26 protein-coding genes and 1 tRNA gene are annotated in these 23,701 nt (G+C 64.4%); 12 read left to right on the top strand and 15 right to left on the bottom strand.

Annotated elements, in window-relative coordinates; translation table 11 throughout:
• Positions 1-185: 185 nt before the first annotated feature.
• Together B7X49_RS04255 and B7X49_RS04260 are read right to left on the bottom strand one after the other, a co-directional pair.
• Positions 186-262 (bottom strand) — tRNA-Arg (locus tag B7X49_RS04255).
• Between the two features lie 44 nt (positions 263-306).
• Positions 307-1,023, bottom strand: coding sequence for a response regulator transcription factor (locus tag B7X49_RS04260; RefSeq protein ID WP_286702890.1), 717 nt, complete (start codon positions 1,021-1,023; stop codon positions 307-309).
• Positions 1,024-1,416: 393 nt separating this feature from the next.
• Here B7X49_RS04260 and ribA point away from each other — a divergent pair, with 393 nt between their 5' ends.
• Both ribA and B7X49_RS04270 read left to right on the top strand, forming a co-directional pair.
• Entirely contained in the window at positions 1,417-2,529 is a 1,113-nt protein-coding gene (ribA, locus tag B7X49_RS04265; RefSeq protein ID WP_286702894.1) for a GTP cyclohydrolase II, read from the top strand.
• 1 nt (position 2,530) lies between these two features.
• Positions 2,531-3,034, top strand: coding sequence for a L,D-transpeptidase (locus tag B7X49_RS04270; protein ID WP_286702893.1), 504 nt, complete (start codon positions 2,531-2,533; stop codon positions 3,032-3,034).
• Positions 3,035-3,073: 39 nt separating this feature from the next.
• Here the strand turns inward: B7X49_RS04270 and B7X49_RS04275 are convergent, their stop codons facing one another.
• Complete coding sequence (locus tag B7X49_RS04275) at positions 3,074-3,415, bottom strand: hypothetical protein (protein WP_245594150.1); 342 nt, start codon at positions 3,413-3,415, stop codon at positions 3,074-3,076.
• A 579-nt stretch (positions 3,416-3,994) separates the two neighbouring features.
• On the opposite strand from B7X49_RS04275, the gene B7X49_RS04280 reads away from it, so the two are divergent.
• From B7X49_RS04280 to B7X49_RS04320, 9 genes are all read left to right on the top strand, one after another.
• A complete protein-coding gene (locus B7X49_RS04280; protein WP_286702889.1) occupies positions 3,995-4,324 on the top strand; it encodes a septum formation initiator family protein in 330 nt (109 codons plus the stop codon).
• Between the two features lie 229 nt (positions 4,325-4,553).
• Entirely contained in the window at positions 4,554-5,591 is a 1,038-nt protein-coding gene (pdhA, locus tag B7X49_RS04285) for a pyruvate dehydrogenase (acetyl-transferring) E1 component subunit alpha (RefSeq protein ID WP_286702888.1), read from the top strand.
• A 3-nt stretch (positions 5,592-5,594) separates the two neighbouring features.
• Complete coding sequence (locus B7X49_RS04290) at positions 5,595-6,941, top strand: pyruvate dehydrogenase complex E1 component subunit beta (protein ID WP_286702887.1); 1,347 nt, start codon at positions 5,595-5,597, stop codon at positions 6,939-6,941.
• 15 nt (positions 6,942-6,956) lie between these two features.
• Positions 6,957-8,243 (top strand): pyruvate dehydrogenase complex dihydrolipoamide acetyltransferase, encoded by a 1,287-nt coding sequence (locus B7X49_RS04295; protein ID WP_286702886.1) that lies wholly within the window; start codon positions 6,957-6,959, stop codon positions 8,241-8,243.
• 143 nt (positions 8,244-8,386) lie between these two features.
• Positions 8,387-8,881 (top strand): GNAT family N-acetyltransferase, encoded by a 495-nt coding sequence (locus B7X49_RS04300; RefSeq protein ID WP_286702885.1) that lies wholly within the window; start codon positions 8,387-8,389, stop codon positions 8,879-8,881.
• Positions 8,874-10,271, top strand: coding sequence for a dihydrolipoyl dehydrogenase (lpdA, locus tag B7X49_RS04305; protein ID WP_286702884.1), 1,398 nt, complete (start codon positions 8,874-8,876; stop codon positions 10,269-10,271). Before B7X49_RS04300 ends, lpdA begins: the two co-directional genes overlap by 8 nt.
• Positions 10,272-10,278: 7 nt before the next feature.
• The gene (gene lipA / locus B7X49_RS04310) at positions 10,279-11,223 is read left to right on the top strand and encodes a lipoyl synthase (RefSeq protein WP_286702892.1); all 945 of its coding nucleotides are present in this window, start codon (positions 10,279-10,281) and stop codon (positions 11,221-11,223) included.
• A gap of 2 nt (positions 11,224-11,225) precedes the next feature.
• A complete protein-coding gene (locus tag B7X49_RS04315; protein ID WP_029312730.1) occupies positions 11,226-11,690 on the top strand; it encodes a type II toxin-antitoxin system RatA family toxin in 465 nt (154 codons plus the stop codon).
• A gap of 113 nt (positions 11,691-11,803) precedes the next feature.
• Positions 11,804-12,862, top strand: coding sequence for a low specificity L-threonine aldolase (locus tag B7X49_RS04320; RefSeq protein WP_286702883.1), 1,059 nt, complete (start codon positions 11,804-11,806; stop codon positions 12,860-12,862).
• Here the strand turns inward: B7X49_RS04320 and B7X49_RS04325 are convergent.
• The 4 genes from B7X49_RS04325 to B7X49_RS04340 are packed head-to-tail and all read right to left on the bottom strand — an operon-like array spanning position 12,855 to position 15,987.
• Positions 12,855-13,277 (bottom strand): helix-turn-helix domain-containing protein, encoded by a 423-nt coding sequence (locus B7X49_RS04325; protein WP_286702882.1) that lies wholly within the window; start codon positions 13,275-13,277, stop codon positions 12,855-12,857. The genes B7X49_RS04320 and B7X49_RS04325 overlap by 8 nt on opposite strands.
• Complete coding sequence (locus B7X49_RS04330; protein WP_286702881.1) at positions 13,274-13,825, bottom strand: Smr/MutS family protein; 552 nt, start codon at positions 13,823-13,825, stop codon at positions 13,274-13,276. Before B7X49_RS04330 ends, B7X49_RS04325 begins: the two co-directional genes overlap by 4 nt.
• A gap of 45 nt (positions 13,826-13,870) precedes the next feature.
• The gene (locus tag B7X49_RS04335; protein WP_286702880.1) at positions 13,871-14,569 is read right to left on the bottom strand and encodes a lactate utilization protein; all 699 of its coding nucleotides are present in this window, start codon (positions 14,567-14,569) and stop codon (positions 13,871-13,873) included.
• Entirely contained in the window at positions 14,566-15,987 is a 1,422-nt protein-coding gene (locus tag B7X49_RS04340; RefSeq protein WP_286702879.1) for a lactate utilization protein B, read from the bottom strand. Before B7X49_RS04340 ends, B7X49_RS04335 begins: the two co-directional genes overlap by 4 nt.
• Positions 15,988-16,376: 389 nt before the next feature.
• On the opposite strand from B7X49_RS04340, the gene B7X49_RS04345 reads away from it, so the two are divergent.
• Entirely contained in the window at positions 16,377-17,198 is an 822-nt protein-coding gene (locus tag B7X49_RS04345; protein ID WP_286702878.1) for a lytic transglycosylase domain-containing protein, read from the top strand.
• Between the two features lie 9 nt (positions 17,199-17,207).
• Here the strand turns inward: B7X49_RS04345 and tolB are convergent, their stop codons facing one another.
• From tolB to ruvC, 8 genes are all read right to left on the bottom strand, one after another.
• Positions 17,208-18,638 carry a Tol-Pal system beta propeller repeat protein TolB gene (gene tolB / locus B7X49_RS04350; protein WP_286702877.1) on the bottom strand — a complete coding sequence of 477 codons (1,431 nt, stop codon included), beginning with the start codon at positions 18,636-18,638 and terminating at the stop codon, positions 17,208-17,210.
• Between the two features lie 31 nt (positions 18,639-18,669).
• The gene (locus B7X49_RS04355; protein WP_286702876.1) at positions 18,670-19,632 is read right to left on the bottom strand and encodes a hypothetical protein; all 963 of its coding nucleotides are present in this window, start codon (positions 19,630-19,632) and stop codon (positions 18,670-18,672) included.
• 264 nt (positions 19,633-19,896) lie between these two features.
• Positions 19,897-20,340, bottom strand: coding sequence for a protein TolR (gene tolR / locus B7X49_RS04360; protein WP_029312721.1), 444 nt, complete (start codon positions 20,338-20,340; stop codon positions 19,897-19,899).
• On the bottom strand, positions 20,340-21,056 hold the full coding sequence (tolQ, locus tag B7X49_RS04365; RefSeq protein WP_029312720.1) for a protein TolQ: 717 nt from the start codon (positions 21,054-21,056) through the stop codon (positions 20,340-20,342). The genes tolR and tolQ overlap by 1 nt, the downstream gene beginning before the upstream one ends.
• 2 nt (positions 21,057-21,058) lie before the next feature.
• Complete coding sequence (gene ybgC / locus B7X49_RS04370; RefSeq protein WP_286702875.1) at positions 21,059-21,520, bottom strand: tol-pal system-associated acyl-CoA thioesterase; 462 nt, start codon at positions 21,518-21,520, stop codon at positions 21,059-21,061.
• A complete protein-coding gene (gene ruvB / locus B7X49_RS04375; RefSeq protein WP_286702874.1) occupies positions 21,517-22,560 on the bottom strand; it encodes a Holliday junction branch migration DNA helicase RuvB in 1,044 nt (347 codons plus the stop codon). The genes ybgC and ruvB overlap by 4 nt, the downstream gene beginning before the upstream one ends.
• Complete coding sequence (gene ruvA / locus B7X49_RS04380) at positions 22,557-23,168, bottom strand: Holliday junction branch migration protein RuvA (RefSeq protein WP_029312717.1); 612 nt, start codon at positions 23,166-23,168, stop codon at positions 22,557-22,559. Before ruvA ends, ruvB begins: the two co-directional genes overlap by 4 nt.
• Positions 23,165-23,683, bottom strand: a complete 519-nt coding sequence (gene ruvC, locus B7X49_RS04385; protein WP_286702891.1) for a crossover junction endodeoxyribonuclease RuvC — start codon at positions 23,681-23,683, stop codon at positions 23,165-23,167. The genes ruvA and ruvC overlap by 4 nt, the downstream gene beginning before the upstream one ends.
• Positions 23,684-23,701 lie beyond the last annotated feature (18 nt).

The following is a 23,701-nucleotide window of genomic DNA, read 5'->3' on the forward strand; positions in this document are numbered from 1 at the left end:
TTCGGACGTCAGGCAGCCCAACACAGCCGCTACCGGCCTACCATCCGTCCTACGAACGAACGAAAGGGAAAAATTGCGCTGTTCAGAGGTTCCTTAACGGGAAACATCGAATCACAATTCACCGAGTCGGGGGAATCCCCAGAGAGTCAGAAAATTCGGCGGCTGGTATAAGTCATTGTAAAGATTGGCGTCCCCGGCGGGATTTGAACCCACGACCCCAGGATTAGGAATCCTGTGCTCTATCCTGCTGAGCTACGGAGACGTGACGTTGGTATAGCAAAGCGCCAACGCCACGCCAAACCTGGCTCAGCCGACCGGTTCGGTGGCTTCCTGGCTGAGGCGGTAGCCGCCGCCTTCGGTGATCAGCAGACGGGCCTGGTTGGGTTCGGGTTCGATTTTCTGGCGTAGGCGGTAGACGTGGGTTTCGAGCGTGTGGGTGGTGACCGCGGCGTTGTAGCCCCAGACTTCGTTCAGGAGGATCTGCCGGCCGACCGATTTGCCGCCGGCGCGGTAGAGGTATTTCAGGATTGCCGCTTCCTTGTCGGTCAGGCGGATGCGGCGGTTCTTGATCGGTTCGTGCAGCAGTTTCATCGCCGGGTGGAAGGTGTAGGGGCCGATCTGCAGCACCGCGTCCTCGCTGCTTTCGAAATTGCGCAGATGGGCGCGCAGGCGGGCGAGCAGTTCGGCGAGGCGGAAGGGCTTCGCGACATAGTCGTTGGCGCCGGAATCGAGGCCGCGGACCACGTCCTGCTCTTCGGCCGAGCCGGTCAGCATGATGATCGGGATTTTCATGCCCGATTTGCGGAGCCCGGCGCAGAAGCTGCGGCCGTCGCCGTCCGGCAGGCCGACATCGAGGATGATGGCGTCGAACCGCTGGTCGGCTTTGGCGAGGATCGCCTCGGCTTCGGCGATCGTGCCTGCCTCGGTCGGGGTGAACTCGTTATCGGCCCGCAATTGTTCGCTCAGCGTGGTGCGCAAGGCCCGATCATCGTCGACAATCAGGATGGGGTGATGGCTCGTCATGGCTCGGTTCCTCGAAAAACTCAGTTCGACCAGTCGATGTGCCTGCCGCGATAACCGCTGCCGCCGCTTCACGCCACCCTTGCGGGGCCGATCACGGCGATTTGCTGTCGCAGGGCACGGTTTGACGCACGCATGGGCCCACAGCAGATGATGCCTGTTCGTTGCACACCCGGCGATGCGCCCTCTGGCCGATTTGGCCGCTCACATCCATATACATAAGAACCGTGTATGCCATAGATCACCCGCCCTTTATGGATATTGGGACAAGATGAATGAATTGCCATGACCCTGTTGCCCTCCGTTACGCCTGATCGCGACGCCGGTGGCGTTTCCCGCAAGGATACCGTGAGCGCGCTTCTCACGGATACGATGGGTGCGCCTCGCACGGATACGATGGGTGCTCCCCGCACCGATACGATGGGTGCTCCCCGCACCAGGGCGGTGCATCGGGCGGTTGCCGACAGCCGGCGCGGTGTGCCGGTGATCATTGCCGGGCCGCAGCCGTTGATTGTCGCCCCCGCCGAGACCGTGGGGGCCGAGGGGTTGAATTTGATCGATCGGCTGGCGGCCGGGCCGGCGAGCCTGCTGTTGGCGCCCGCGCGCGCGGAGGCGGTGCTGGGCGTGGCGATTGCCGAACCGGGGGTGGCGGTCGCGCTGGCGCTCGCGCGGCCGCTGATCGATGCCGCCACGCTGCGCCGGGCGGCGGACCCGACGCTTGAACAGATACTGCCGCGCTTCAATCGCACGGTCGTACCGGGCCAGGCGGCGGCGGCGCTCGCGCTGGGTAAGCTCGCGCGGTTGCTGCCGGCGATGGTCGTGGCCCCGGTGCGGGCTGGCTGGGCATCGCTGCCGCTGGGTGCGGGGTTGCTGGTGGTGCCCGCGGCGGATCTGCTGGCGTATCCGACCGAACTGGCAGCAACCCTTCACCGCGTTGCCGAGGTGGCGATACCGCTCGCCGATGCGCCGGATGCGCGGTTGATCGCGTTTCGCGCGCTCGATCAGGGGATCGAGCACATGGCGATCCTGGTGGGGGATCCGGCCAGCCAGCCGGCACCGCTGGTGCGCATCCATTCCGAGTGTTTCACCGGCGATCTGCTCGGTTCGCTGCGCTGCGATTGCGGGCCTCAGTTAAGGGGCGCGATCAAGCGGATGGCGGATGAAGGTGCGGGGGTTGTGCTGTATCTGGCGCAGGAGGGCAGGGGTATCGGGCTGATCAACAAGCTGCGGGCCTATACGCTGCAGGACCGCGGGCTGGATACGGTCGATGCCAACCGCGCGCTCGGCTGGCAGGCGGATGAGCGCAATTTTCATATCGCGGCGGCGATGCTCGAATCGCTGGGGCTGCATCGTATTCGGCTATTGACCAACAATCCGGATAAAACCGCTGGTCTGATGGCGTGCGGTGTCGAGATCGTCGAGCGGGTGGCACATATCATCGCACCCAACGGCGTCAATGATGGCTATCTGGCCACCAAGGCCGCGCGCATGGGGCATTTGTTTGAATAAGGTGGAGCTGCACATCGCCTCGGTCCGGGGCGATGGATACTTATGGTTGGGGCCGGAGCGGTTTCAGGCGTCGATCGGGGCGCGGGGCATCGTGCGGCACAAGGAGGAAGGCGATAGCGGCACCCCCGGCGGGCGGTTGGCGCTGCGGCGGGTGCTGTATCGGGCCGATCGGGTGGCCTTGCCGCGCTGCGCGGTGCCGACCGAGCCGATCGCGCGCAGCGATGGCTGGTGCGATGATCCGCATCACGCGGATTACAACCGGATGATCCGGCTGCCGCACGCGGCGCGGCATGAGGCATTGTGGCGCGAGGATGCGCTGTACGATGTGATCGGCGTGCTGGGGTGGAACGATGCGCCGGTGATCCGCGGCCGGGGTTCGGCGATTTTTCTGCACGCGGCGCGGCCGGATTATCGGCCGACTGCCGGTTGCATCGCGCTGGCGCCGGCCGATCTGATCGCGGTTCTGGCCAAGGGGCTGACCGCGGTCGATGTTATCGGGGGTTGATGCTGCGTTCGGGCTGATGGACCGCCCGAACGCCTGTGATCAACGGCCGATCGGCACATTGATGCCGAAGGACAGCGATGGCGGGCCGTAATAGGCGGGCGGCGGCGGCGCATAATAAACCGGCGGCGGCGGCGGGGGCGGCGGTGCGTAATAGACCGGCGGCGGCGGCGGGTAGTAGCCGCGCGGGCCCCGATAGCCGCCACGCCAGTCATCATCACCGCGGTGATGCCAGCCGGGCCGGCCATGGTCGCCACCATCATGCTGCCATGGCGGATCGGCAAACGCAGTGCCGGCTGTGGCAAGCCCCACGGCACCGGCCAGGCCAGCCAGAACCAGAATGCGCCGGATGGTCTGGCCCTGACGGTTCGGTTTGCGGTTCATGATCAAAACTCCTCGTTAAGCTATGGACGGATATAGTTACGCATCATGGCAAAGGAGCGGCCGCAATTCGGGCGAAATACGGCTGACCAAAATTTCATGATCATGGGATGGGAGATCGATGGAGGTGGGAGATTGGCGTGGCGCAAGGAAGGCCAGGGGCTCTGCCCCTGGACCCCGTTAAAGGCGGAGCCTTTAAAATCCATTAGTTTTAGGCAAGGGGAGGGCGCTGCCTCAGACTTTCCGCTGATCTGGCCTGGGTCGCCCTCCCCTTGCCTAAAACTAGCGGGTTCTAAGGGCTAAGCCCTTAGTGGGGGTCGAGGGGGCGGAGGAGCCGAAGGTTCCAGCGATGCTCTTCATCGATGGAATGGCTCCGGAGGGAAAGCCCCCCGCCTTGCTTGCTCCAGGCCAGGCACCCATCCCCATTGATCTGACGATCCCATGACTATGGGGTCTTGCGGAGGGGTGGGGCGGGGCGGCATTGTTGGGTTGTATTGGGGTTGGGTGATTTTTTGTGATGAGCGGGCGGTTTTTGTGAAGCGGCGTGTCAGGGCGGTGATCATACCGTTATTGTTACTGATCGTGACGGGGTATTTTGTGTTCAATGCGATCAAGGGGTCGCGCGGGATTACGGCGCAGCGGCAGGATCAGGGGTTGTTGGTGCGTGACCAGGCGACGTTGGCGGGTGTGCAGGCGCGGCGGGATCGGTGGCAGGCGCGGGTGGATGCGTTGCGGCATCATGCGATCGACCGGGACATGTTGAATGCTCAATCGCGATCGGTTTTGAACCTGGCCAATCCGGATGATTTGTCGGTGCCGTTGAAGCCGTTGCCGCCGGGGACGGCGGCACCTGTTGCAGGTGGTGCGCAGGCGCCCGCTCCGCCGGCCACGGCATCGACCGCGAAGCCGTGAGCGGCGTCGTGTGTGGTGCATAGGTGGGGCGCACGAGTGCGGTGGGGCGTTGGCTTGAGGGGGCTCGCGGTCGTTCGTTTGAACGGCGGGTAAGACGTTAACTGATTTTCGGTTAACATGCGTATTGCATTGCACAATCGATGTTTTTTTCGTGACACGCTTGCCAATCGGCACGGTTGCGACGATTGAGGGACGAGTTTAGTTGCCCGTTGATTTGATGGAGGGGGATATGGCGGCAAGCCAGGCGAAATCGATCACCAAAACATCGTCGGCGGTGCGCAAGCGCGCCGGCAAGGCGGCTCCCGCGCTCGATCGTGATGAATTGCTGGCCGCTTATTCCAAAATGCTGCTGATCCGCCGGTTCGAGGAAAAGGCCGGTCAGCTTTACGGCATGGGGCTGATCGGCGGTTTCTGTCATTTGTATATTGGCCAGGAGGCGGTGGTGACCGGCATGCAGCTGGCGCTGGAGCCGGGCGACCAGGTGATCACCTCGTATCGCGACCATGGGCACATGATTGCGTGCGACATGGACCCCAAGGGTGTGATGGCGGAGCTGACCGGGCGCGCGGGCGGGTATTCGCACGGCAAGGGCGGCTCGATGCACATGTTTTCCAAGGAAAAGGGTTTCTACGGCGGCCATGGCATTGTCGGCGCGCAGGTTTCGCTGGGCGCGGGGCTGGCGTTCGCCAATCATTATCGCGGCAACGACCGGGTGACTTTGGCCTATTTCGGCGAGGGTGCGTCGAACCAGGGCCAGGTGTTCGAGAGTTTCAATCTGGCGGCGCTGATGAAGCTGCCGGTGGTTTTCATCATCGAGAACAATCGCTACGGCATGGGCACCAGCGTCGAGCGGGCATCGGCCTCGCGCGATCTGAGCCAGAACGGCGCGCCGTGGCATATTCCGGGCATGCAGGTGGACGGCATGGACGTGATGGCGGTGAAGGCGGCGGCGGAGCAGGCGGTGGCGCATTGCCGCGCCGGCAACGGGCCGTATCTGCTGGAGATGAAGACGTATCGGTATCGCGGTCATTCGATGTCGGACCCGGCGAAGTATCGGACGCGCGAGGAGGTGCAGAAGATGCGCACCGAGCATGATTGCATCGATCTGGCGCGCAAGGGGCTCGAGGCGCTGGGTGTTGCCGAGGATCAGCTCAAGACGATCGATGACGAGATCAAGAAGCGGATTCAGCAAGCGGCGGATTTCGCGCAGGAGAGCCCGGAGCCTGATGAATCCGAGTTGTGGACCGATATTCTGGTGGAGGCGTAAGCGATGAGCACGGACGTTCTGATGCCGGCGCTGAGCCCGACGATGACCGAAGGCAAGCTGGCCAAATGGCTGAAGAAGATCGGGGATACGGTGAAATCCGGCGATGTGCTGGCCGAGATCGAAACCGACAAGGCGACCATGGAGGTCGAGGCGGTCGATGAGGGTGAGTTGCTGAAAATCCTGGTGCCGGAGGGTACCGACAACGTGCCGGTGAATGCGCCGATTGCGGTGCTCGGCACCAGGGGCGAGAGCGTGGCGGCGCCGCAGGTCAAGGCCGAGTCGCCGAAGGTTGAGGCGAAAATTGAGGCGAGAGCGGATGCCAGATCCGCGCCGAAGGCGGCGCCGGTGCCGGACAGCGAGAAAGATTGGGGCCCGACCAGCGAGCTGACCGTGCGCGAGGCGTTGCGCGATGCGATGGCCGCCGAGATGCGCCGCGATAGCGATGTGTTTCTGATGGGTGAGGAGGTGGCGCAGTATCAGGGCGCCTACAAGATCAGCCAGGGTCTGCTCGATGAGTTCGGCGAGAAGCGCGTGATCGATACGCCGATCACCGAGCACGGGTTCACCGGCATGGCGGTGGGGGCGGCGATGTCCGGCCTCAAGCCGATCGTCGAATTCATGACGTTCAATTTCGCGATGCAGGCGATCGATCAGATCATCAATTCGGCGGCCAAGACGCTGTATATGTCGGGTGGGCAGATGGGCTGCCCGATCGTGTTTCGTGGGCCCAATGGTGCGGCGGCACGCGTCGCGGCGCAGCACAGCCAATGCTATGCCTCGTGGTACGCGCATTGCCCGGGGTTGAAGGTCGTCGCACCGTATTCGGCAGCCGATGCCAAGGGGTTGCTGCGGGCGGCGATCCGTGATCCGAACCCGGTGATCTTTCTCGAGAACGAGATTCTGTACGGGCATAAGTTCGAGGTGCCGACCGATGATGATTTCATCCTGCCGATCGGCCGCGCCAAAATCGAGCGCGCGGGTGAGGACGTCACCATCGTTGCGTTTTCGCTGATGGTCGATGTTGCGCTGAAAGCCGCCGAGCTGCTCGACCAGCAGGGGATTTCGGCCGAGGTGATCAATCTGCGGACGATTCGCCCGCTCGATATCGAGACCATCGTGGCCTCGGTGAAGAAGACCAGCCGGGTCGTCAGTGTCGAGGAAGGCTGGCCGTTCGCCGGTATCGGCGCGGAGATTGCCATGCAGATCACCGAGCACGCGTTCGACTGGCTGGATGCGCCGCCGACCCGGGTTTCCGGCCTCGATGTGCCGATGCCCTATGCCGCCAATCTGGAAAAACTGGCGTTGCCCCAGCCGAACTGGGTGGTCGATGCCGTGAAAAAACTGTTCTGAACCGGGAGCGCTGCCATGGCCACCAACATCCTGATGCCGGCTCTATCACCCACCATGACCGAGGGCACCCTCGCGAAATGGCTGAAACAAGAGGGTGACACCATCAAATCCGGCGATGTCATTGCCGAGATCGAGACCGACAAGGCGACCATGGAGGTCGAGGCGGTCGATGAGGGCGTGCTTGGCAAGATCCTGGTCGCGGCGGGCACCGAAGGTGTGGCGGTGAACGCGCCGATCGCCGTGTTGGTCGATGCTGGTGAGGCGGTGCCGAGCGCGGCAGCGGTGCCCACACCTGTACCCAAAGCCGCCGTCGAAGCGACGCCGGCCCCGGCGCCGCGCGGCGAACCCAAGGCGAACGGACACGATACCAGCGATCATGGCGCGCGTATTTTTGCCTCACCGCTGGCGCGCCGCATGGCGCAGCAGGCGGGGCTCAATCTGGCGGGCATTACAGGGTCCGGGCCGAACGGGCGCATCGTCAAGGCCGATATCGATGCGGCGCGCGGCCAGACGCCCGCCGCCCCGGCGGGTGTGCCGCAAGCGGCCGCGGCGCCGGTCGCGGCACCGGTTGCCTCACTGGCACCGAAACCCGCCGAGATCACCGCGCCGCACGATGCGGTGCCGCATTCCTCGATGCGCAAGGTGATCGCCAAGCGGCTCCAGGCCGCCAAGCAGACGATTCCGCATTTCTATCTGTCGATGGATGTCGAACTCGATGCGCTGCTGAAACTGCGCGCCGACCTCAATGCCCAGTCGCCCAAGGATGGCGCTGGCGCGTTTAAACTCTCGGTCAACGATCTGATCATCAAGGCCAGCTCCATCGCGCTGCGCCGCGTGCCCGCAGCCAACGCCAGCTTCACCGATGATGCGATGATCCGCTATCACGACGTGGATATTTCGGTGGCGGTCGCGATTCCGGATGGGTTGATCACGCCGATCATCCGCAAGGCCGACCAGAAGGGCCTGGCCGCGATCAGCAACGAGATGAAAGACCTCGCCGCCCGGGCGAAATCCGGCAAGCTGAAACCCGAGGAATTCCAGGGCGGCTCGTTCTCTATTTCGAACCTCGGCATGTTCGGCATCACCAGCTTTTCCGCGATCATCAACCCACCGCAAGGGGCGATCATCGCGATCGGCGCCGGGGAAAAACGCCCCGTCGTGCGCGGGTCGGAGCTGGCGATCGCCACCGTGATGACGGTGACATTGTCATGCGATCATCGCGTGGTCGATGGCGCGATCGGCGCGGAGTTCCTCGCGGCGTTCAAGGCGATCGTCGAGGCGCCGCTTAGTCTGATGCTGTAGGGATAAGAAAAGATGTTCTTTTTTGAAAAAAAGAACCAAAAAACTTTTTTGAGTTGGGTCGTAGGCTGTGGCGATCGAGCGTCTCCGGACCAGATTAATGAAAGTTTTTGCTTCTTTTTTCAAAAAGAAGCCTTCCCGTCCTGATGCCTAATTTTACTCTCCGCGACGCCACGCCCGCCGATACCGACGCCGTGCTCGCTCTGGTGCACGACCTCGCAGTTTATGAACGCGCGCCGAATGCCGTGGACATGACCGCGCCGATGCTGCACGCGGCGCTGTTCGGCGACAAGCCGCTCGCCCACGCCATCGTTGCCGAAGATGAAGAACTTCTCGGCTTCGCGCTCTATTTCACCAGTTTTTCGACCTGGACGGGCAAGGCCGGGATTTATCTCGAGGATTTGTTCGTCAAGCCCGAAGCGCGCGGCCGGGGAATCGGCAAGGCGCTGCTGCAATCTCTCGCGGCGGAGGCGATCCGGCGGGATTGTGCGCGGCTCGAGTGGCAGGTGCTCGATTGGAACGAACCGGCGATTGCGTTCTACAAATCCCTCGGTGCCGAACCGCTCGATGAATGGACGCGCTATCGCGTCAAAGGCGAGGCGCTCAAAGCCCTGGCCAAGCAGGAGACCAAACATGGCTGATCAGAATTTCGATGTCGTCGTGGTCGGCGGCGGGCCGGGCGGTTACGTCACCGCCATCCGCGCGACCCAGCTTGGCATGAAGACCGCGCTGGTCGAGCGTGAGAATTTGGGCGGCATCTGCCTCAACTGGGGCTGTATCCCGACCAAGGCATTGCTGCGTTCATCGGAAATCAACCATTTGCTGCATAATCTCGGCGAGTTCGGGTTTGCGGCGGATAATATCAGCTTCGATCTCGCCAAAGTCGTCAAGCGCTCGCGCGGTGTCGCCAAGCAATTGTCGTCCGGCGTCGCGCATCTGATGAAAAAGAACAAGATCACTGTGTTCGACGGCACTGGTGCCCTCGCCGGGGTCCGCACGCTCAAGGTCGAGAAAGACGGCAAGCCCGTCGTCACGCTGACTGCGAACCACATTATCTTCGCAACCGGCGCGCGGGCCCGCGTGCTGCCCGGTCTGGAGCCGGATGGCAAATTCATCTGGTCCTATCGCGAGGCGATGGTGCCGGACATGATGCCGAAATCGCTGGTGGTGATCGGGTCTGGTGCGATCGGCATCGAATTCGCCAGTTTCTACCGCAACATGGGGGCGGAGGTGACGGTGATCGAAGCCCTGCCGCGGATTCTGCCGGTCGAGGATGAGGAAATCTCGGCGTTCATGCACAAACAGTTCGAAAAACAGGGCATGAAACTGCTGACCGGGGCGGTGTTCAAGAGCGCCGAAAAGGGCAAGGACAGCATTACCGTGACCATCGAATCCGGCGGCAAGGAGCACCGGATCACGGCGGATCGCGCGATTTCGGCGATCGGCATCGTCGGTAATTTCGAAAACCTCGGGCTCGAGGCGGCGGGTGTGAAGATCGAGCGCACGCATGTGGTGGTCGATGGGTTCGGCCGGACCGGGGTTAACGGCATTTACGCGATCGGCGACCTGACCGGGCCGCCCTGGCTTGCCCACAAGGCCAGCCACGAGGGGATCATCTGCATCGAGAAAATCGCGGGGCTCAATCCGCACGAATTCGAGACCGGCAATATACCGGGCTGCACCTATTGCCGTCCGCAGGTTGCGTCGGTGGGCATGACCGAGGCGAAGGCGAAGGAGTCCGGCCGGAAAATCAAGGTCGGTCGGTTCCCGTTCATCGGCAATGGCAAAGCGATTGCGATGGGCGAGCCCGAGGGCATCATCAAGACGATTTTTGACGCTGAAACCGGCGAAATGCTCGGCGCGCACATGGCCGGCGCCGAGGTGACCGAGATGATCCAGGGCTATGTCATCGCGCGGCAGTTGGAGACGACCGAATCCGATCTGATGCATACGGTCTTCCCCCACCCTACCGTCAGTGAAGCGATGCATGAATCGGTGCTTGACGCCTATGGTCAGGTCATCCACTTCTGACCGCATGATGCGTACCGAAATAGATCACCGGGTCAGGCACCCGGAAAAGCAGCACCGGAGCGACAATCCGATCCAGCGCAAACCCGCCTGGATCAGGGTAAAGGCGCCGACGCACCCGATCTATCTCGAAACCCGCAACCTGATGCGCGCAAGCGGGCTGGTGACGGTGTGCGAGGAAGCCGCCTGCCCGAACATCGGCGAATGCTGGTCCCAGCGCCATGCGACCATGATGATCATGGGCGAGATCTGCACCCGGGCCTGCGCGTTCTGCAATGTGTCGACCGGTCATCCCAACCCGCTGGCGGCCGATGAGCCTGAGCGCGTTGCCGCCGCGGTTGCCAAGCTCGGGCTGCGGCATGTGGTGATCACCTCGGTCGATCGGGATGATCTGGCGGATGGCGGTGCGGCGCATTTTGCCGCGGTGATCGGCGCGATCCGTGCCGCGACGCCGGCGACCACGATCGAAATTCTGACGCCCGATTTTCTACGCAAGCCGGGTGCGATCGAGACCGTGACGATGGCGCAGCCGGATGTGTTCAATCACAATCTGGAGACCGTGCCGCGCCTGTACCCGACCATCCGGCCCGGCGCGCGGTATTTCCAGTCGCTGCGGCTGCTCGATCGGGTCAAGCAGCTCGATGCCGGCATGTTCACCAAATCGGGCCTGATGGTGGGGCTGGGCGAGACCAAGGCTGAGATCGGTCAGGTGATGGATGATCTGCGGATCGCCGACGTCGATTTCCTCACGATCGGGCAATATCTGCAACCAACCGTTAAGCATGCTGCGGTAGACCGGTTCGTGCCGCCCGATGAATTCGCGGAATTGGCCGCCATGGCGCGTGCGAAAGGGTTTCTGATGGTTTCGGCGACGCCGCTGACCCGATCGTCCTACCATGCCGATGCGGACTTCGCTTCGTTGCGGGCGGCGCGTGCGGCGAAACTGGTGGCCTGACGATGCCGAAGTATTCCGAGCGCAAACTCGTGCCGTATCGGCCGGACCAGATGTTCGAACTGGTTGCCGATGTCGGCAAATATCCGCAGTTTCTGCCGTGGTGCGTTGGCGCGCGGGTGCGCTCGCATATCGGCAATGATCTGGTGGCCGATCTGACGATCGGGTTCGGGCCGTTCCGGGAGAGTTTCACCTCGCGCGTCACGCTCGAGGCGCCGGAGCGGATTCATGTGCATTATGAGAACGGGCCGTTCAAATATCTGCGCAATGAATGGCGGTTCATCGCCGATCCGCGCGGCACGATGATCGATTTCTATGTCGATTTCGAGTTTCGCAGCTTTATTCTGCAAAAGGCGATCGGCGCGGTGTTTGCGGAGGCGGTGCGGCGGATGGTCGCGGCGTTCCTGACCAGGGCGCGCACAATCTATGGCGCGCCGCAACTCGCGCAGAGGCAGGAAGTGAAGGTCTGAGGCTGATCTTCTCTGAAAAGAGCAACCTCCCCAAACCGGCACACACCAACGAATAAAAGTTTTTTGGTTCTTTTTTACAAAAAAGAACCCTGACTTCTTCTCAAAGGACTCAAATGTACGCCCCGATTCCCCCCAACCCCGATGCGCCGCCCCTGCGGATCAACCTCTATTCCGATACCCAGACCCGCCCGACGCGGGCGATGCGCGAGGCGATGCTGAATGCCGAGGTCGGCGACGAGCAGTTGGGGCTCGATCCGACGATCAATGCGCTGTGCGCGCGGGTGGCGCGGCTGCTCGGCAAGGAGGCGGCGATTTTTCTGCCGTCGGGGGCGATGTGCAATTCGATTGCCATTCTGACCCATTGCCGGCCGGGTGATGAGATCATCGCCCATGAATCGGCCCATATCATCGAGGCGGAGGGTGGTGCGCCCTGGGCTTTGGCGGGAGCGCGGGTGCATGGGTTGCCGGGGGCGCGCGGCTTTTTCAGCGCCGATGAGCTGCGGGCCAGCCTGCGGGGGGTATCGCGCTATGCGGCGCCGCAGACGCTGCTGGAGATCGAACAGACGTCGAATTTGGGCGGCGGGGCGGTGTGGCCGTTGGCGACTTTGCAGGAACTCGCCGGTATCGCGCATGAGGCTGGCATGGCGACGCATATGGATGGCGCGCGGCTGATGAACGCCGTGGTCGCCTCCGGTGTTGCGGCCGCCGATTATGCGGCGCCGTTCGATACGGTGTGGATCGATTTCACCAAGGGGCTCGGCGCGCCGCTGGGTGCCGTGCTGGCGGGCTCGGCCGCGACGATCGACCGGGCCTGGCACTGGAAGCAGCGGCTCGGTGGGTCGCTGCGTCAGGCGGGGATTTGCGCGGCCGGGTGCCTTTACGCGCTCGATCATCATGTCGATCGGCTGGCCGAAGATCATGCCAACGCCAAGCGACTGGCCGAAGGGCTGGCCGGGGTGGCGGGGCTCGTGATCGAGCCGCCGGAGACCAATCTGGTCTATGCGGATGTCGCGACCAGCGGCAGAACGCCGGGTGCGTGGGCGGAGTCGTTGCGGGCGCATGGTATCATGGTCTCGGTGATGGGACGCACGCGGCTGCGGCTGTGCACGCATCTCGATGTGTCGGCGGCTGATATCGAGGAGACGATTGCGGCGTTCGCCGCGATCAACTGAGCGGTTTGCGTGGCGTGCGCGGCCTTGTGCTGGCATCCGCCGCCCGCGGCCGGGGACCGGCATCAGCGGCGCGCAACAGATCATCGATGGCGGTGACGGTTGCGGTCGGCAGATGGCGGAGTTGCCGGGCGAAGCGGTTGGCGAGCGCGGTTTGTTCGGGGGTGAGGCCGGCGCTGTCGAGTTTCGGTTTGGGTTTCGACAGGCGCGCGAGGTCGGCGAGGTCGTGCGCGTCGTCCCAGATCAGGTCGAATTGTTCGCAGATCTGATGGATCAGCCCTGGCGAGGGCGCGCCGCGGCGGCCGTGTTCGAGTGCTGAGAGATAGGCGGGCGAGATATCGAGTGCGGTGGCCATTGCCCGCAGGGTGATGTGGCGGTCGGCGCGGAGTTGGCGGAGTTTTGCGCCGAACGGCGTCATTCGCGACGGCGGCGGAGCAGCACGCGCAGCGCCCCTTCATTGGCGGCGTGGGGGTGGCAGACCGCGAGGATCATGGCGTGCAGCGGCGCATCGTTGAGCCAGAACGGCACTTCGCGGCGGAGCACACCTTCGCCGCCGGCGCGCCGGCCGTGGCCGGTGACGATTTCGACACAGCGCATGCCCTGCGCCGAAGCACCGGCGATCAGCGCCATGACGGCGATATGGGCGTTCGGCTTGGTCATGCCGTGCAGGTCGAGCACGCGTTCGGGGGCGATTTTGCCGGCGCGGAAGCGTGACCAGGTGGCGCGGTCGAGCCCGGGCGGGGCGGTGCCGATCGACAGGGCGGCGCGGCGGTGCGCTGCGGATTTCGGTCGTGGGGGTGGCGGTGCCGGCGGTTCCGGCTTGGTTGGTGCGGCGAGCGGGCGGGGTATTGGTGCGGGTTCGGGCAACACGGGCACGCGCACGCCGGGCAGGGGAGCGACATGGCGCAGATAGCGCGCCCAGGCTTCCAGATCAGCCGCAGGAATGATTTTCGCCCTGATTCCCATGACTCAACTAAAAAAGTTTTTGCTTCTTTTTACAAAAAGAAGCGCTTACTCGTCTCGCTGATGATCGGCTCCCACCAGGACGATGTGCAGCCGCCGCGGCCCGTGCGCGCCGAGTTCCAGGGTGCGCTCGATATCGGCCGAGCGCGACGGGCCGGTGACCAGCATGACATTGCGGGGCATCGCACCCGCCTGGCGCAGACGGTCGAACGCGTCCTCGTAGGGGCCGACGATGTCGGTGGTGTCGAGCACGACGATTTCGGTATCGGGCAGCAGGTTCAGCGTGGTCGGCGTGCCGGCGCCGGAGGGCAGCATGAGGGTGCCGGTTTCCGCGATGCCGGCGAATCCGGCCTGGACGGAGACCATGTCGCTCGCCGCGGCACGGCCGAAGCGCGTGGTCAGCAGGGTGTTGGCCGACCAGTCGATGTGCTCCAGCGTCGGGTGCGGCGCGATGGCGAGTTCCATCGGCAGGTTCTGGGCGCGGAGGTAGGTCGCGATGGCTTCGGGCAGGGCGGTCCGGTCCTGGATATGATCGATCGTTGCAAACTCACGCGTGGCGTTGGCGACGAACAGATCGATCAGCCCGGCATGATCGAGCGCGACGCGGGCGGGTATGATCTGGCGGGGGTGGGCGGCGAGGCGGGCTTGCAGCATCATCGACTGGTCGGCCGGCAGGGCACCGCGGCCGAGGCCGCGGCGGATGGCGGCGAGGATGGCGGCGCGCTGGTCGTTCGAGGTAGCGTTCATCGGCTGCGCTGCTCCCTGGCATAGCGGGCAAAAAACGTCTCGCCTTCGGGGGCGGGCATGTCGCGGTCCTTGGTCCAGGCGCCGGCGAGCGGCAGGGAGCGGAACGAGCCGCGTTTACGCCCGGCGAGGCCGAGGCTCCAGGAGGCGATGCGCGTGACGGCGCGGTAAAGCGCGGGCCGGCGGGCGAAAAATCCCCAGATGCCGATGCCGTAGCGGCCGGTGGCCGGCGACAGATTGCGCTCGAACGCGCGCTCGCGCCAATGGCGCATCATGCCGGTGAGAGGGATTTTCATCGGGCAGACGCTCTCGCATTTGCCGCAGAAGGTCGAGGCGCTGGGCAGCAGATGCGCTTGGTCGGCGCCGAAAATCGCCGGGGTCAGCACGCTGCCCATCGGGCCGGAATACATCGAGCCATAGGCGTGACCGCCGACCGTGAGATAGACCGGGCAATGGTTCATGCAGGCGGAGCAGCGGATGCAGCGCAGCATGTCCTGGAACTCGGAGCCGACCATGTTGGAGCGGCCGTTGTCGAGCAGGACGACGTGGTATTCCTCCGGCCCGTCGAGGTCGCCCGGGCGCTTCGGGCCGGTGGAAAACGTGGTGTAGACCGAGAATTCCTGACCGGTTGCCGAGCGGGCCAGCACCCGCAGCAGGGAGAGCGTATCCTCGATGGTCGGGACAACTTTTTCCAGCGAGGCCAGCACGATATGCACGCGCGGCAGGGTTTGAGTGAGGTCGCCGTTGCCTTCGTTGGTCACGATGATCGAGGTGCCGGTCTCGGCGATCAGGAAATTGGCACCGGTGATGCCGACATCGGCGGCGAGGAATTTTTCGCGCAGCACGGCACGGGCCTCGGCCTGGATGTCGCGTTTTTCGGCGAAGACCCGGTCGGCCGGCAGATGGGTGTGGGCAGCGCGGAAGCTTTCCTCCCAATCCTCGCGGTTGAGGTGAAACGCCGGGCCGATGATGTGGCTGGGCGCCTCGTTGCGCAGTTGCAGGATGTATTCGCCAAGATCGGTCTCGATCGGCTCGATGCCCTGTTCGGCGAGAAAATCGTTGAGCCCAATTTCCTCGGAGATCATGGACTTGCCCTTGGTCGCGGTGCGCGCGCCGACGCGCTGGCAGATGCCGAGCACGGCGTTGCGCGCATCCTCGGCGGTGCGGCACCAATGCACCTGGCCGCCCTTGGATTCGACCTGGCTGGTGAAGGCTTCGAGGTAGTAATCGAGATGGGCGATGGTGTGGTTCTTGATACCCTTGGCGGTTTCGCGCAGGGCTTCGAACTCCGGCAGGCCGGCGACGGCGTTGGCGCGCGACAGGGCGAAGGGTTTTTTGGCACGGTCGAGCGCCTTTTGCAGCCCGGCATCCGCCATGGCGTGGCGAACGTTTTCCTTGAAATCGGGGCTGGTGTTGAGCATCGGCCACTCCTTGGGGTAGGGCGCTTTTGCGCGCAAGGTATTGTAGAGCGTGCCGGCCGTGAAGCAAAGCCGCCGAGCGATCGGTCGTGCCGCTTTGAATGATTTCTTTCCAGGTCAAAAAAAAGGGCGGCACTTTCGTGCCGCCAAGTTTAGGGAGGAAACGTCCAAGAAAGCAAACAAAGCGAACTGATCGCCGTGTTGCTGAGACGTTTATATCCAGGCGAGCAGAATGATGCAAGAACTTTTTTGCAGTGCAGCATCGCTCATTCGGCAACAATCCGGTTCGTTTGGCAGCAATCGACGCATGGTGGCGTATTTTCGACCAGAATTTTACTAAATTTTAATCATCGGGCTCGATACTGCCTGATATGGATTGCAGACGCGCCGCCGTGATCGCTGTTGTTTGGCTCGCAAGCGTACTGGCCGTGCCGGTGGTTGCGTGGGCGTTGCCCGCGGGTATCGTGCCGCCGCTGGGGCCGATCGGCGATCCGTCGGCGTTATGCGCCGCAGCGCTCAATCTCGCGCAGGGCGTTGCCCATACACCGGCGGGGTTGCTGAACGCCATTGCCACGGTGGAATCCGGTCGGCGCGATCGGCAGACCGGGCAGGTGGCGCCTTGGCCCTGGACAATCGATGCCAACGGCACCGGCCATACCTATGCGACCGAGGCGCAGGCGGTGGCGGCGGCGCAGGATTTTGAAAACCAGGGCATCGCTTCGCTCGACATCGGCTGCATGCAGATCAATCTGGAGCATCATCCGACCGCTTTTGCCACACTTGCTCAGGCCTTCGATCCAGCCTCGAACGCGCTGTACGGCGCGCAATTTCTGCGGCGGCTGAAAACCCGGTTGGGTGGGTGGAATCCAGCGGTTGGCGCGTATCATTCCGAAACACCCGCGCTCGGGTTGCCCTATGAGCAGAAAGTGCTGGCGGTCTGGCATGGTCAGGGAGGGCCGGCGCCGGTGCTGCTGCCGGTCGCGGCGGGGATGGCGAGCATTCCGCAACCGGCGAAAACGGACGTGAAACCGGCCCCGGGCGCGATCGCGCTGCGCCAGTTCGGCGTCGGCGGGTTCGCATTTGCTGGGCTGCACGGCCACCCGCAGATCTTGCCGATCGCCGCACCGGGCGGTGCGGCCCCGCCGGGTGGGATGGCGGGGCGCGGCCTTTCGGCCTATCGGCGCAATCCGATACCAATCACCGGGGCGAAATGATGCGCCGGTTCACGACAGCAGCGGACCCCAGGACGGGTCGGTCGCGTTGGTCGGCGTCGGCGTAATGCGCTCGTTGAAACCGTCCGTGCCGATCGTGACCAGATGAGACACGTTGCCGACCCGGAGCGGCGTTTGACGATAGAACATGATCACGCGGCCGTTCGGGCAGAAGGTGGAGCCTTCCTCGAGATAGCCTTGCGAGAGGATGCGCTCGCCCGAGCCATCCGGCTTCATCACGCCGATGCCGAAGCCGCCCGAACCCAGGCGGGTGAACGCGATCAGATCGCCGCGCGGCGACCAGTCCGGCTCGGCATAACGGCCGCTGCCGTAGGAAATCCGCTGCACGTTCGAACCATCGGCACCCATGACGAACAATTGCTGGTCGCCCGAGCCATCGCGGTCCGAGTTGAACACGATCTTGCTGCCGTCCGGGCTGTAGCATGGCGTCACGTTGATCGAATTGGCATCGGTCAACGGCGTCTGGCTGTGGCTGGCCAGATCGTATTTCACGATCATCGCACCACCGCCGCGCGAGACCGACACTAGCAGCGCCGACCCATCGGGGCTGAAGCGCGGGCCGAAACTCATATCGCCGAAATTGCCGACCACGCTGCGCGCGCCGGTCTGCAGATCGAACAGGAATACCCGCGGATTGTTGTTCTCGAAACTCACGAACGCCACCTGCTGGCGTGTCGGATTGAACTGCGGCGACAGGGCCATCGAACGACCCGAGGTCAGGAATCGCGTGTTGGCACCATCGTAATCCATGATCGCCATGCGCCTGGTCGGCCCGGTCGGCGGGCCGGAGACCGAGATATAGGCAACCCTGGTGTCGAAATAGCCCTTCTCACCGATCATCTGCTGATAGATATCGTCGGCGATGATATGCGCGATCCGCCGCCAGTTACCCGAAGCGGTGGTGTAGGCGGTGCCCTGCAACTGCTTTTGCTGCGACACGCCCCACAGCCGGTATTCCACCCGCACCTGGCCGCCGCCCTGGTCGGTTACGCTGCCGGTCACCAGCGCCTGGGCACCCAGAATGCTCCAGTTCGCCCAGACCGGCACACCATTGGCCACCGAATTCGGCACGAAACTGTTCGCATCGATCGAGCGGAACAAGCCGCAATGATCGAGGTCCGATGTGATCACCTGCGCGATCTGGTCGCCGAGCTCCGATGCCCCGGCGCTTGCGTTGGTGAACGGCGGCAGCGCAATCGGGATCGGCGCGTTATGTGCGCCGGATACGTTGATGGCGTCACCCGGGCCATTGCCGGCGGAACCCGCACCGGCCGGCGCACTCTGCGCCCGTGCCAACCCCGGCAGGATCAACCCGGCCGCACCGGCACCGAGCATCAGGCGACGCGACAGCGGCGGCAGGCGTTCGACCAGCGTGTTGGGCACACGCGGATGGGGCGCAGGAATGGAGCGATTTGTTGTCATCGATGACCTCTGTCCTGTAATTTCGGCGAAGTTACGGCGTGAACCGGAAAATGAACGTGTGAACCGAGCCGAGCATATAGGGCGGCAGCGGCAGTTTGGCACATTGATAGTTTTTCACCGCATCGACAGCCCGTTGGGCGAATGCGCTGAACACGGGATCGCCCAGCTTGCCCTGATCGGCCGGTGCAACCTCGGCTTCGCGCACCACGCCCGAAGCATCGGTCACCACCTGCAACAGCACACTGAAACTGGCAACGCCGGGTGCCCCGGCATCGATGCCCCAGCAGGGCTGAACCTCCGAGCCGATCGCGTTGCGCTGCGCGGCCGATAGGCCGGAATTCGCCGTGCTCATTTTGGTGCCGCCACCCTGCGGTGCGCCGCCCTGGCGCGGATTATACTTCGCGGTCGGCGCTTTTTTCTGCTTTTCCAGCGAACGCAGCTTGGCAATCGTGTTCAGCACCGATTGGCTCATCGGCGCCGGCGTCTTGACCACATGCTTCTGGCTGGTCGGGCTTTTCTGCGCGGGCGTCGGTGGCTGCTTTTTGGGCGGCAAGGGCAGCTTCTTGGCTGGCTTGACCTCGGTTTTCTTCTGCGGCGGATGCGGCGGCGGGGGCGGTGGGGTCGGCAACGGCGTCGGCGCCCGCGTCGGCGGCGGCGGCGGTGGCGCCGGCGCGGGCGGGCGCGGCAGCTTCGGCTGCGCATGCGGGGCCGGCGGTGGTGGCGGCGGTGGCGGGGGTGGGGCGATCTTCGGCTGGTCTTTCGGCTTTTCCTTGGTCAGATGCGCCTTGTGAACCCGCTTGGTATCGGCCGGTGCCGGCACCTTGCCCTTGTGCAAAGCCTGCTGCGGCACATGCGGACCAATGATCGTGACATCGACCGCCGCCGTCGCCGGTGCCTGCAAATGCTCGGTCGGCAACACTACGATCGCCAATAGAATCACGGCCAGATGCACCAGCCCCGACACGATCGCCCCACGCCGTAAACCCCGGTCCATGGTCAGCTCTGGGGTGGGGGGTATGGGTGGGAAGAAGGCCAGGGGCTCTGCCCCTGGACCCCGCTGGGGCCTGAGGCCCCAGACCCCCGGAGTTTTGGCAGGGGGATGGCGCTCACGGGCACGGGCGCTTCCAGAGCAGGGGCGCGCCATCCCCCTGCTAAAACTATGGAGGTCCAGGAACTCAGTTCCTGGCGGGGGTCCAGGGGGCAGCGCCCCCCGGCCTTGTTCCTGCTCATGTCCCTCAACTCCATAGCCGACCCCGGATCAGTGTGCGGACGGGGTGGGTTGTTGGGCGAGGAGGGCGACTTTGTCGAACCCGCCGTTGGTGATTGTGGCCATCACTTTCAGCATGGTGCCGTAGGGCACGCTGGTATCGCCGCGCACGAAGATGCGGCGGTCGGTATTGTTTTTGGCGATTTGTTGCAGCGTGGCGACCAGATTATCGAGGGCGACCTTGGAGTTCTGCAGGTAGACATCGCCGGCGGCATTAACGGTGATGGTGATGGGGGTTGCGTCGGTATTGACCGGTTTGGCGTTGGCGTGCGGCAAATTGACCGACACGCCGGAGGTGATGAGGGGGGCGGTGATCATGAACACGATCAGCAGCACCAGCATCACGTCGACCAGCGGCGTGACGTTGATTTCCGCCATCGGGCGGTAGCGGCTGCGCCGGTTACCGCGTTTGTTGTCGAGCAGACCGCCGGCCATTATGCGCGCTCTTCGGCTTGGCGCGACAGGATGGCGCTGAATTCGGCGCCGAACGCTTCGAGGCGGGCGGCGACGCGGGAAAGGTCGGTCGAGAGCTTGTTATAGGCGAGCACGGCCGGGATGGCGGCGACCAGGCCGATCGCGGTGGCGAACAGCGCTTCGGCGATGCCGGGGGCGACGACGGCGAGGTTGGTGTTGTGCATGGCGGCGATGGCGGCGAAGGAGTGCATGATGCCCCAGACGGTGCCGAACAGACCGACGAACGGTGCCACCGCGCCGATCGAGGCGAGGAAGACCATGTGGCGTTCGAGCCGTTCCATTTCGCGCATGGTGGTGACACCCATGGCGCGATCGACCCGTTCGTTCACGCTCGAGCGCACGATATCGGCGCCGGCGACGCGCGAGGAGCGGCGCCATTCGCCCATGGCCGCGCCGAACACCGCGGCCATCGGGTGGCCGGGCTCGGAGCCTTCCTGTTCGTAGAGTTCATCGAGGCTGCGGCCGGACCAGAATTTGTCCTCGAACGCGGTGGCGTCGCGGTTGACCCTGCGGATGGTGATGGTTTTTTCGATGATGATCGCCCACACCCAGATGCTGGCGGCCAGCAGCAGCAGCATGACGAACTGCACGACGAAGCTCGCCTGCAAAAACAAGCCCAATAGCGACAAATTCGCGCTCGGTGCGGCGAGCCCCGCGGCGTTGACAGCCTGATCCATGTTCAAGTCCCTTCCACGGCAACGCGGCCGTCTGCAATTCCGTCCATCCGCATCCGCTCCAGCGCCGTCCGCATCGGCGCCGGCAGCCGTGCCGCCCGCCCGCTTGCCGCATCGACGCAGGCGAGCACCAGTGTGATGCGTACCAGCGCCAGATTGTCGCGCCAAATCGTCTGATCAAGCGTGACCGTCGCTGCGGTGATCGTGATGATCCGCGTGACGACGATCAACGCATCGTCGAGTCGTGCGGGCCGCTCATAGTCGATATCGGCGCGGCGCACCACGAACATCCTGCCATGCGTGGCGATCATTTCCGCGTGGGGTGCACCGAGCGCGCGCAGCGCTTCGGACCGGCCGCGTTCGGCATAGCGCAGATAATTCGCGTGATAAACAATGCCACCGGCATCGGTATCCTCGAAATAGATCCGCAACCCCAGGCGGTGGGTGCCGTGGTGCAGGGCGTTCATGGCTCGAACAGCAGATCGTGCTGGCCGTTGGGTGATGGTGGCGGCAGGATGCCGAGATGGGCCCAGGCGTCGCGCCCGAGCATCCGCCCGCGCGAGGTGCGGGTGAGTAAGGCTTCCTGGATCAGGAAGGGTTCCACCACGTCTTCCAGCGTATCGCGCGGTTCGGACAACGCGGCGGCGAGGGTTTCGATGCCGACCGGGCCGCCGTTATGGTGTTCGGCGATGCGGCGGAGATAGCGCCGGTCCATCGCATCGAGCCCGCGCTGATCGACGTCGAGCCGCCTCAACGCTGCGTCGGCCGCGGCGCTGTCGATGATGGCGGTGCCCGCGACGGTTGCAAAATCGCGGATCCGGCGGGTGAGGCGACCGGCGATGCGGGGCGTGCCGCGCGAGCGTTTGGCGATTTCGGCGGCACCATCCGGGGTCAGGTTCATGCCCAGCAGATGGGCTGCGCGTGTTACAATCCGTGTCAATTCTTCCGGCGTGTAGAAAATCAGGCGGAGCGGAATGCCGAAGCGGTCGCGCAACGGGTTGGCGAGCAGGCCGGAGCGGGTGGTGGCACCGATCAGCGTGAAGCGCGGCAGATCGATCCGCACCGAGCGCGCGCCCGGGCCTTCGCCGATGATCAGGTCGAGCACGAAATCCTCCATCGCGGGGTAAAGTACCTCCTCGATCGCCGGTTGCAGGCGGTGGATTTCATCGATGAACAGCACGTCCTTCGGCTGCAGATTGGTCAGGATGGCGGCGAGATCGCCGGCTTTCTGGATGATCGGGCCGGAGGTCGCGCGGAAACCGACACCCATTTCGCGCGCGATGATCTGCGCCAGCGTGGTCTTGCCGAGGCCGGGTGGGCCGTGCAGCAGCACGTGATCGAGCGGATCGCCGCGGTCGCGCGCGGCTTCGATGAAGATGGCGAGGTTTTCCCGGCTGGCCTGCTGGCCGGTGAAATCGGCCAGGGTCTGCGGGCGGAGTGCGGCTTCGGGACCGTCTTCGGCGTCGCGCGCGCCGGAGAGCAGGCGGGAGTCTTCATCATCAATCATCGGGCCAACCGGCGCAAACCGTCGCGGATCAGCGCATCGAGCGCGGTTTCGGCGCCGAGGGCGGCGAGTGTGGCGGCGACCGCCTGTTCGGCCTCGCTCCGCCGGTAGCCGAGGTTGGTGAGGGCGGAAATCGCATCGCCGGCGATACTGGGTGCGGCTGGGGCTGGTGCGATCGACACGACGCCGAACGCGCCGCTGGTCGGCATCGCGGCGATGCGTTCGCGCAGTTCGGCGATCAGCCGTGCCGCGAGTTTCGGGCCGACGCCGGGGGCGCGGGTGATCGCCGCGCGGTCGGATGATGCGATGGCACCGGCCAGCCGGTCGGGCGGCAGGGCGGACAGCAGCGCGAGGGCGACTTTCGCGCCGACCCCCTGCACCGTGGTCAGCAGGCGGAACCAGTCGCGTTCCGCGCCGTCGATGAAGCCGTACAGGGTGATCGCGTCTTCGCGCACCTGGGTTTCGATCAGCACGCTCGCCCGCGCCGGCGGAGCGGGCAGGGCGGCGAGGCTGCGCGAGGACAGGAACACGACGTAGCCGACGCCGTTGACATCGATCAGGCAGCGGCCGTCCTCGATCTGTTCGGCAAGGCCTGTCAGTTTGCCGATCATGCGGCCCCGGTCAGCAAGCTGGGCATCACGGATGCGGTGGCCAGATGATGCGCGTGGCAGATTGCGACGGCGAGGGCATCGGCGGCGTCGGCGCGCCGGATCGCGGCGCCGGGCAGCAGGCGGCGCACCATCAGCGCGACCTGGGATTTTTCGGCATTGCCGGTGCCGACCACCGCGCGTTTGACCGTTTTCGCGCCATATTCGGCGACCGGCACGCCGGCCCGGGCGGGTGCCAGCAAAGCCACACCGCGCGCGTAGCCGAGTTTCAGCGTTGCGGTGGCGTTGCGGTTGACATAGGTTTCCTCGACCGCGGCGTAATCGGGCGTGTAGTCGCGCAGCAACTGGTTCAGCGCGGCATCGAGCACGCGCAGGCGCTCGGCCACCGAGGCATCGCCGTCGGTTGCGATCACGCCGTCCGCCACATGGCGCAGGCGGTTGCCATCGACCTCGATGATGCCGAATCCGGTGAACCGTAGTCCCGGATCGATGCCCAGAATGCGCGCGCGAATCGCCATCGCCCTGTTATACGCGCG

Source organism: Acidiphilium sp. 34-64-41 (genome assembly GCF_002282635.1).
Lineage (GTDB): Bacteria > Pseudomonadota > Alphaproteobacteria > Acetobacterales > Acetobacteraceae > Acidiphilium > Acidiphilium rubrum.

Bases quoted from the DNA above. Each gene is read 5' to 3' on its own strand.
- B7X49_RS04260 (WP_286702890.1), bottom strand. From the start codon at position 1,023: ATGACGAGCCATCACCCCATCCTGATTGTCGACGATGATCGGGCCTTG.
- ribA (WP_286702894.1), top strand. From the start codon at position 1,417: ATGGGTGCTCCCCGCACCGATACGATGGGTGCTCCCCGCACCAGGGCG.
- B7X49_RS04275 (WP_245594150.1), bottom strand. From the start codon at position 3,415: ATGAACCGCAAACCGAACCGTCAGGGCCAGACCATCCGGCGCATTCTG.
- pdhA (WP_286702888.1), top strand. From the start codon at position 4,554: ATGGCGGCAAGCCAGGCGAAATCGATCACCAAAACATCGTCGGCGGTG.
- B7X49_RS04290 (WP_286702887.1), top strand. From the start codon at position 5,595: ATGAGCACGGACGTTCTGATGCCGGCGCTGAGCCCGACGATGACCGAA.
- B7X49_RS04295 (WP_286702886.1), top strand. From the start codon at position 6,957: ATGGCCACCAACATCCTGATGCCGGCTCTATCACCCACCATGACCGAG.
- B7X49_RS04300 (WP_286702885.1), top strand. From the start codon at position 8,387: ATGCCTAATTTTACTCTCCGCGACGCCACGCCCGCCGATACCGACGCC.
- lpdA (WP_286702884.1), top strand. From the start codon at position 8,874: ATGGCTGATCAGAATTTCGATGTCGTCGTGGTCGGCGGCGGGCCGGGC.
- lipA (WP_286702892.1), top strand. From the start codon at position 10,279: ATGCGTACCGAAATAGATCACCGGGTCAGGCACCCGGAAAAGCAGCAC.
- B7X49_RS04315 (WP_029312730.1), top strand. From the start codon at position 11,226: ATGCCGAAGTATTCCGAGCGCAAACTCGTGCCGTATCGGCCGGACCAG.
- B7X49_RS04320 (WP_286702883.1), top strand. From the start codon at position 11,804: ATGTACGCCCCGATTCCCCCCAACCCCGATGCGCCGCCCCTGCGGATC.
- B7X49_RS04325 (WP_286702882.1), bottom strand. From the start codon at position 13,277: ATGACGCCGTTCGGCGCAAAACTCCGCCAACTCCGCGCCGACCGCCAC.
- B7X49_RS04330 (WP_286702881.1), bottom strand. From the start codon at position 13,825: ATGGGAATCAGGGCGAAAATCATTCCTGCGGCTGATCTGGAAGCCTGG.
- B7X49_RS04335 (WP_286702880.1), bottom strand. From the start codon at position 14,569: ATGAACGCTACCTCGAACGACCAGCGCGCCGCCATCCTCGCCGCCATC.
- B7X49_RS04340 (WP_286702879.1), bottom strand. From the start codon at position 15,987: ATGCTCAACACCAGCCCCGATTTCAAGGAAAACGTTCGCCACGCCATG.
- tolB (WP_286702877.1), bottom strand. From the start codon at position 18,638: ATGACAACAAATCGCTCCATTCCTGCGCCCCATCCGCGTGTGCCCAAC.
- B7X49_RS04355 (WP_286702876.1), bottom strand. From the start codon at position 19,632: ATGGACCGGGGTTTACGGCGTGGGGCGATCGTGTCGGGGCTGGTGCAT.
- tolR (WP_029312721.1), bottom strand. From the start codon at position 20,340: ATGGCCGGCGGTCTGCTCGACAACAAACGCGGTAACCGGCGCAGCCGC.
- tolQ (WP_029312720.1), bottom strand. From the start codon at position 21,056: ATGGATCAGGCTGTCAACGCCGCGGGGCTCGCCGCACCGAGCGCGAAT.
- ybgC (WP_286702875.1), bottom strand. From the start codon at position 21,520: ATGAACGCCCTGCACCACGGCACCCACCGCCTGGGGTTGCGGATCTAT.
- ruvB (WP_286702874.1), bottom strand. From the start codon at position 22,560: ATGATTGATGATGAAGACTCCCGCCTGCTCTCCGGCGCGCGCGACGCC.
- ruvA (WP_029312717.1), bottom strand. From the start codon at position 23,168: ATGATCGGCAAACTGACAGGCCTTGCCGAACAGATCGAGGACGGCCGC.
- ruvC (WP_286702891.1), bottom strand. From the start codon at position 23,683: ATGGCGATTCGCGCGCGCATTCTGGGCATCGATCCGGGACTACGGTTC.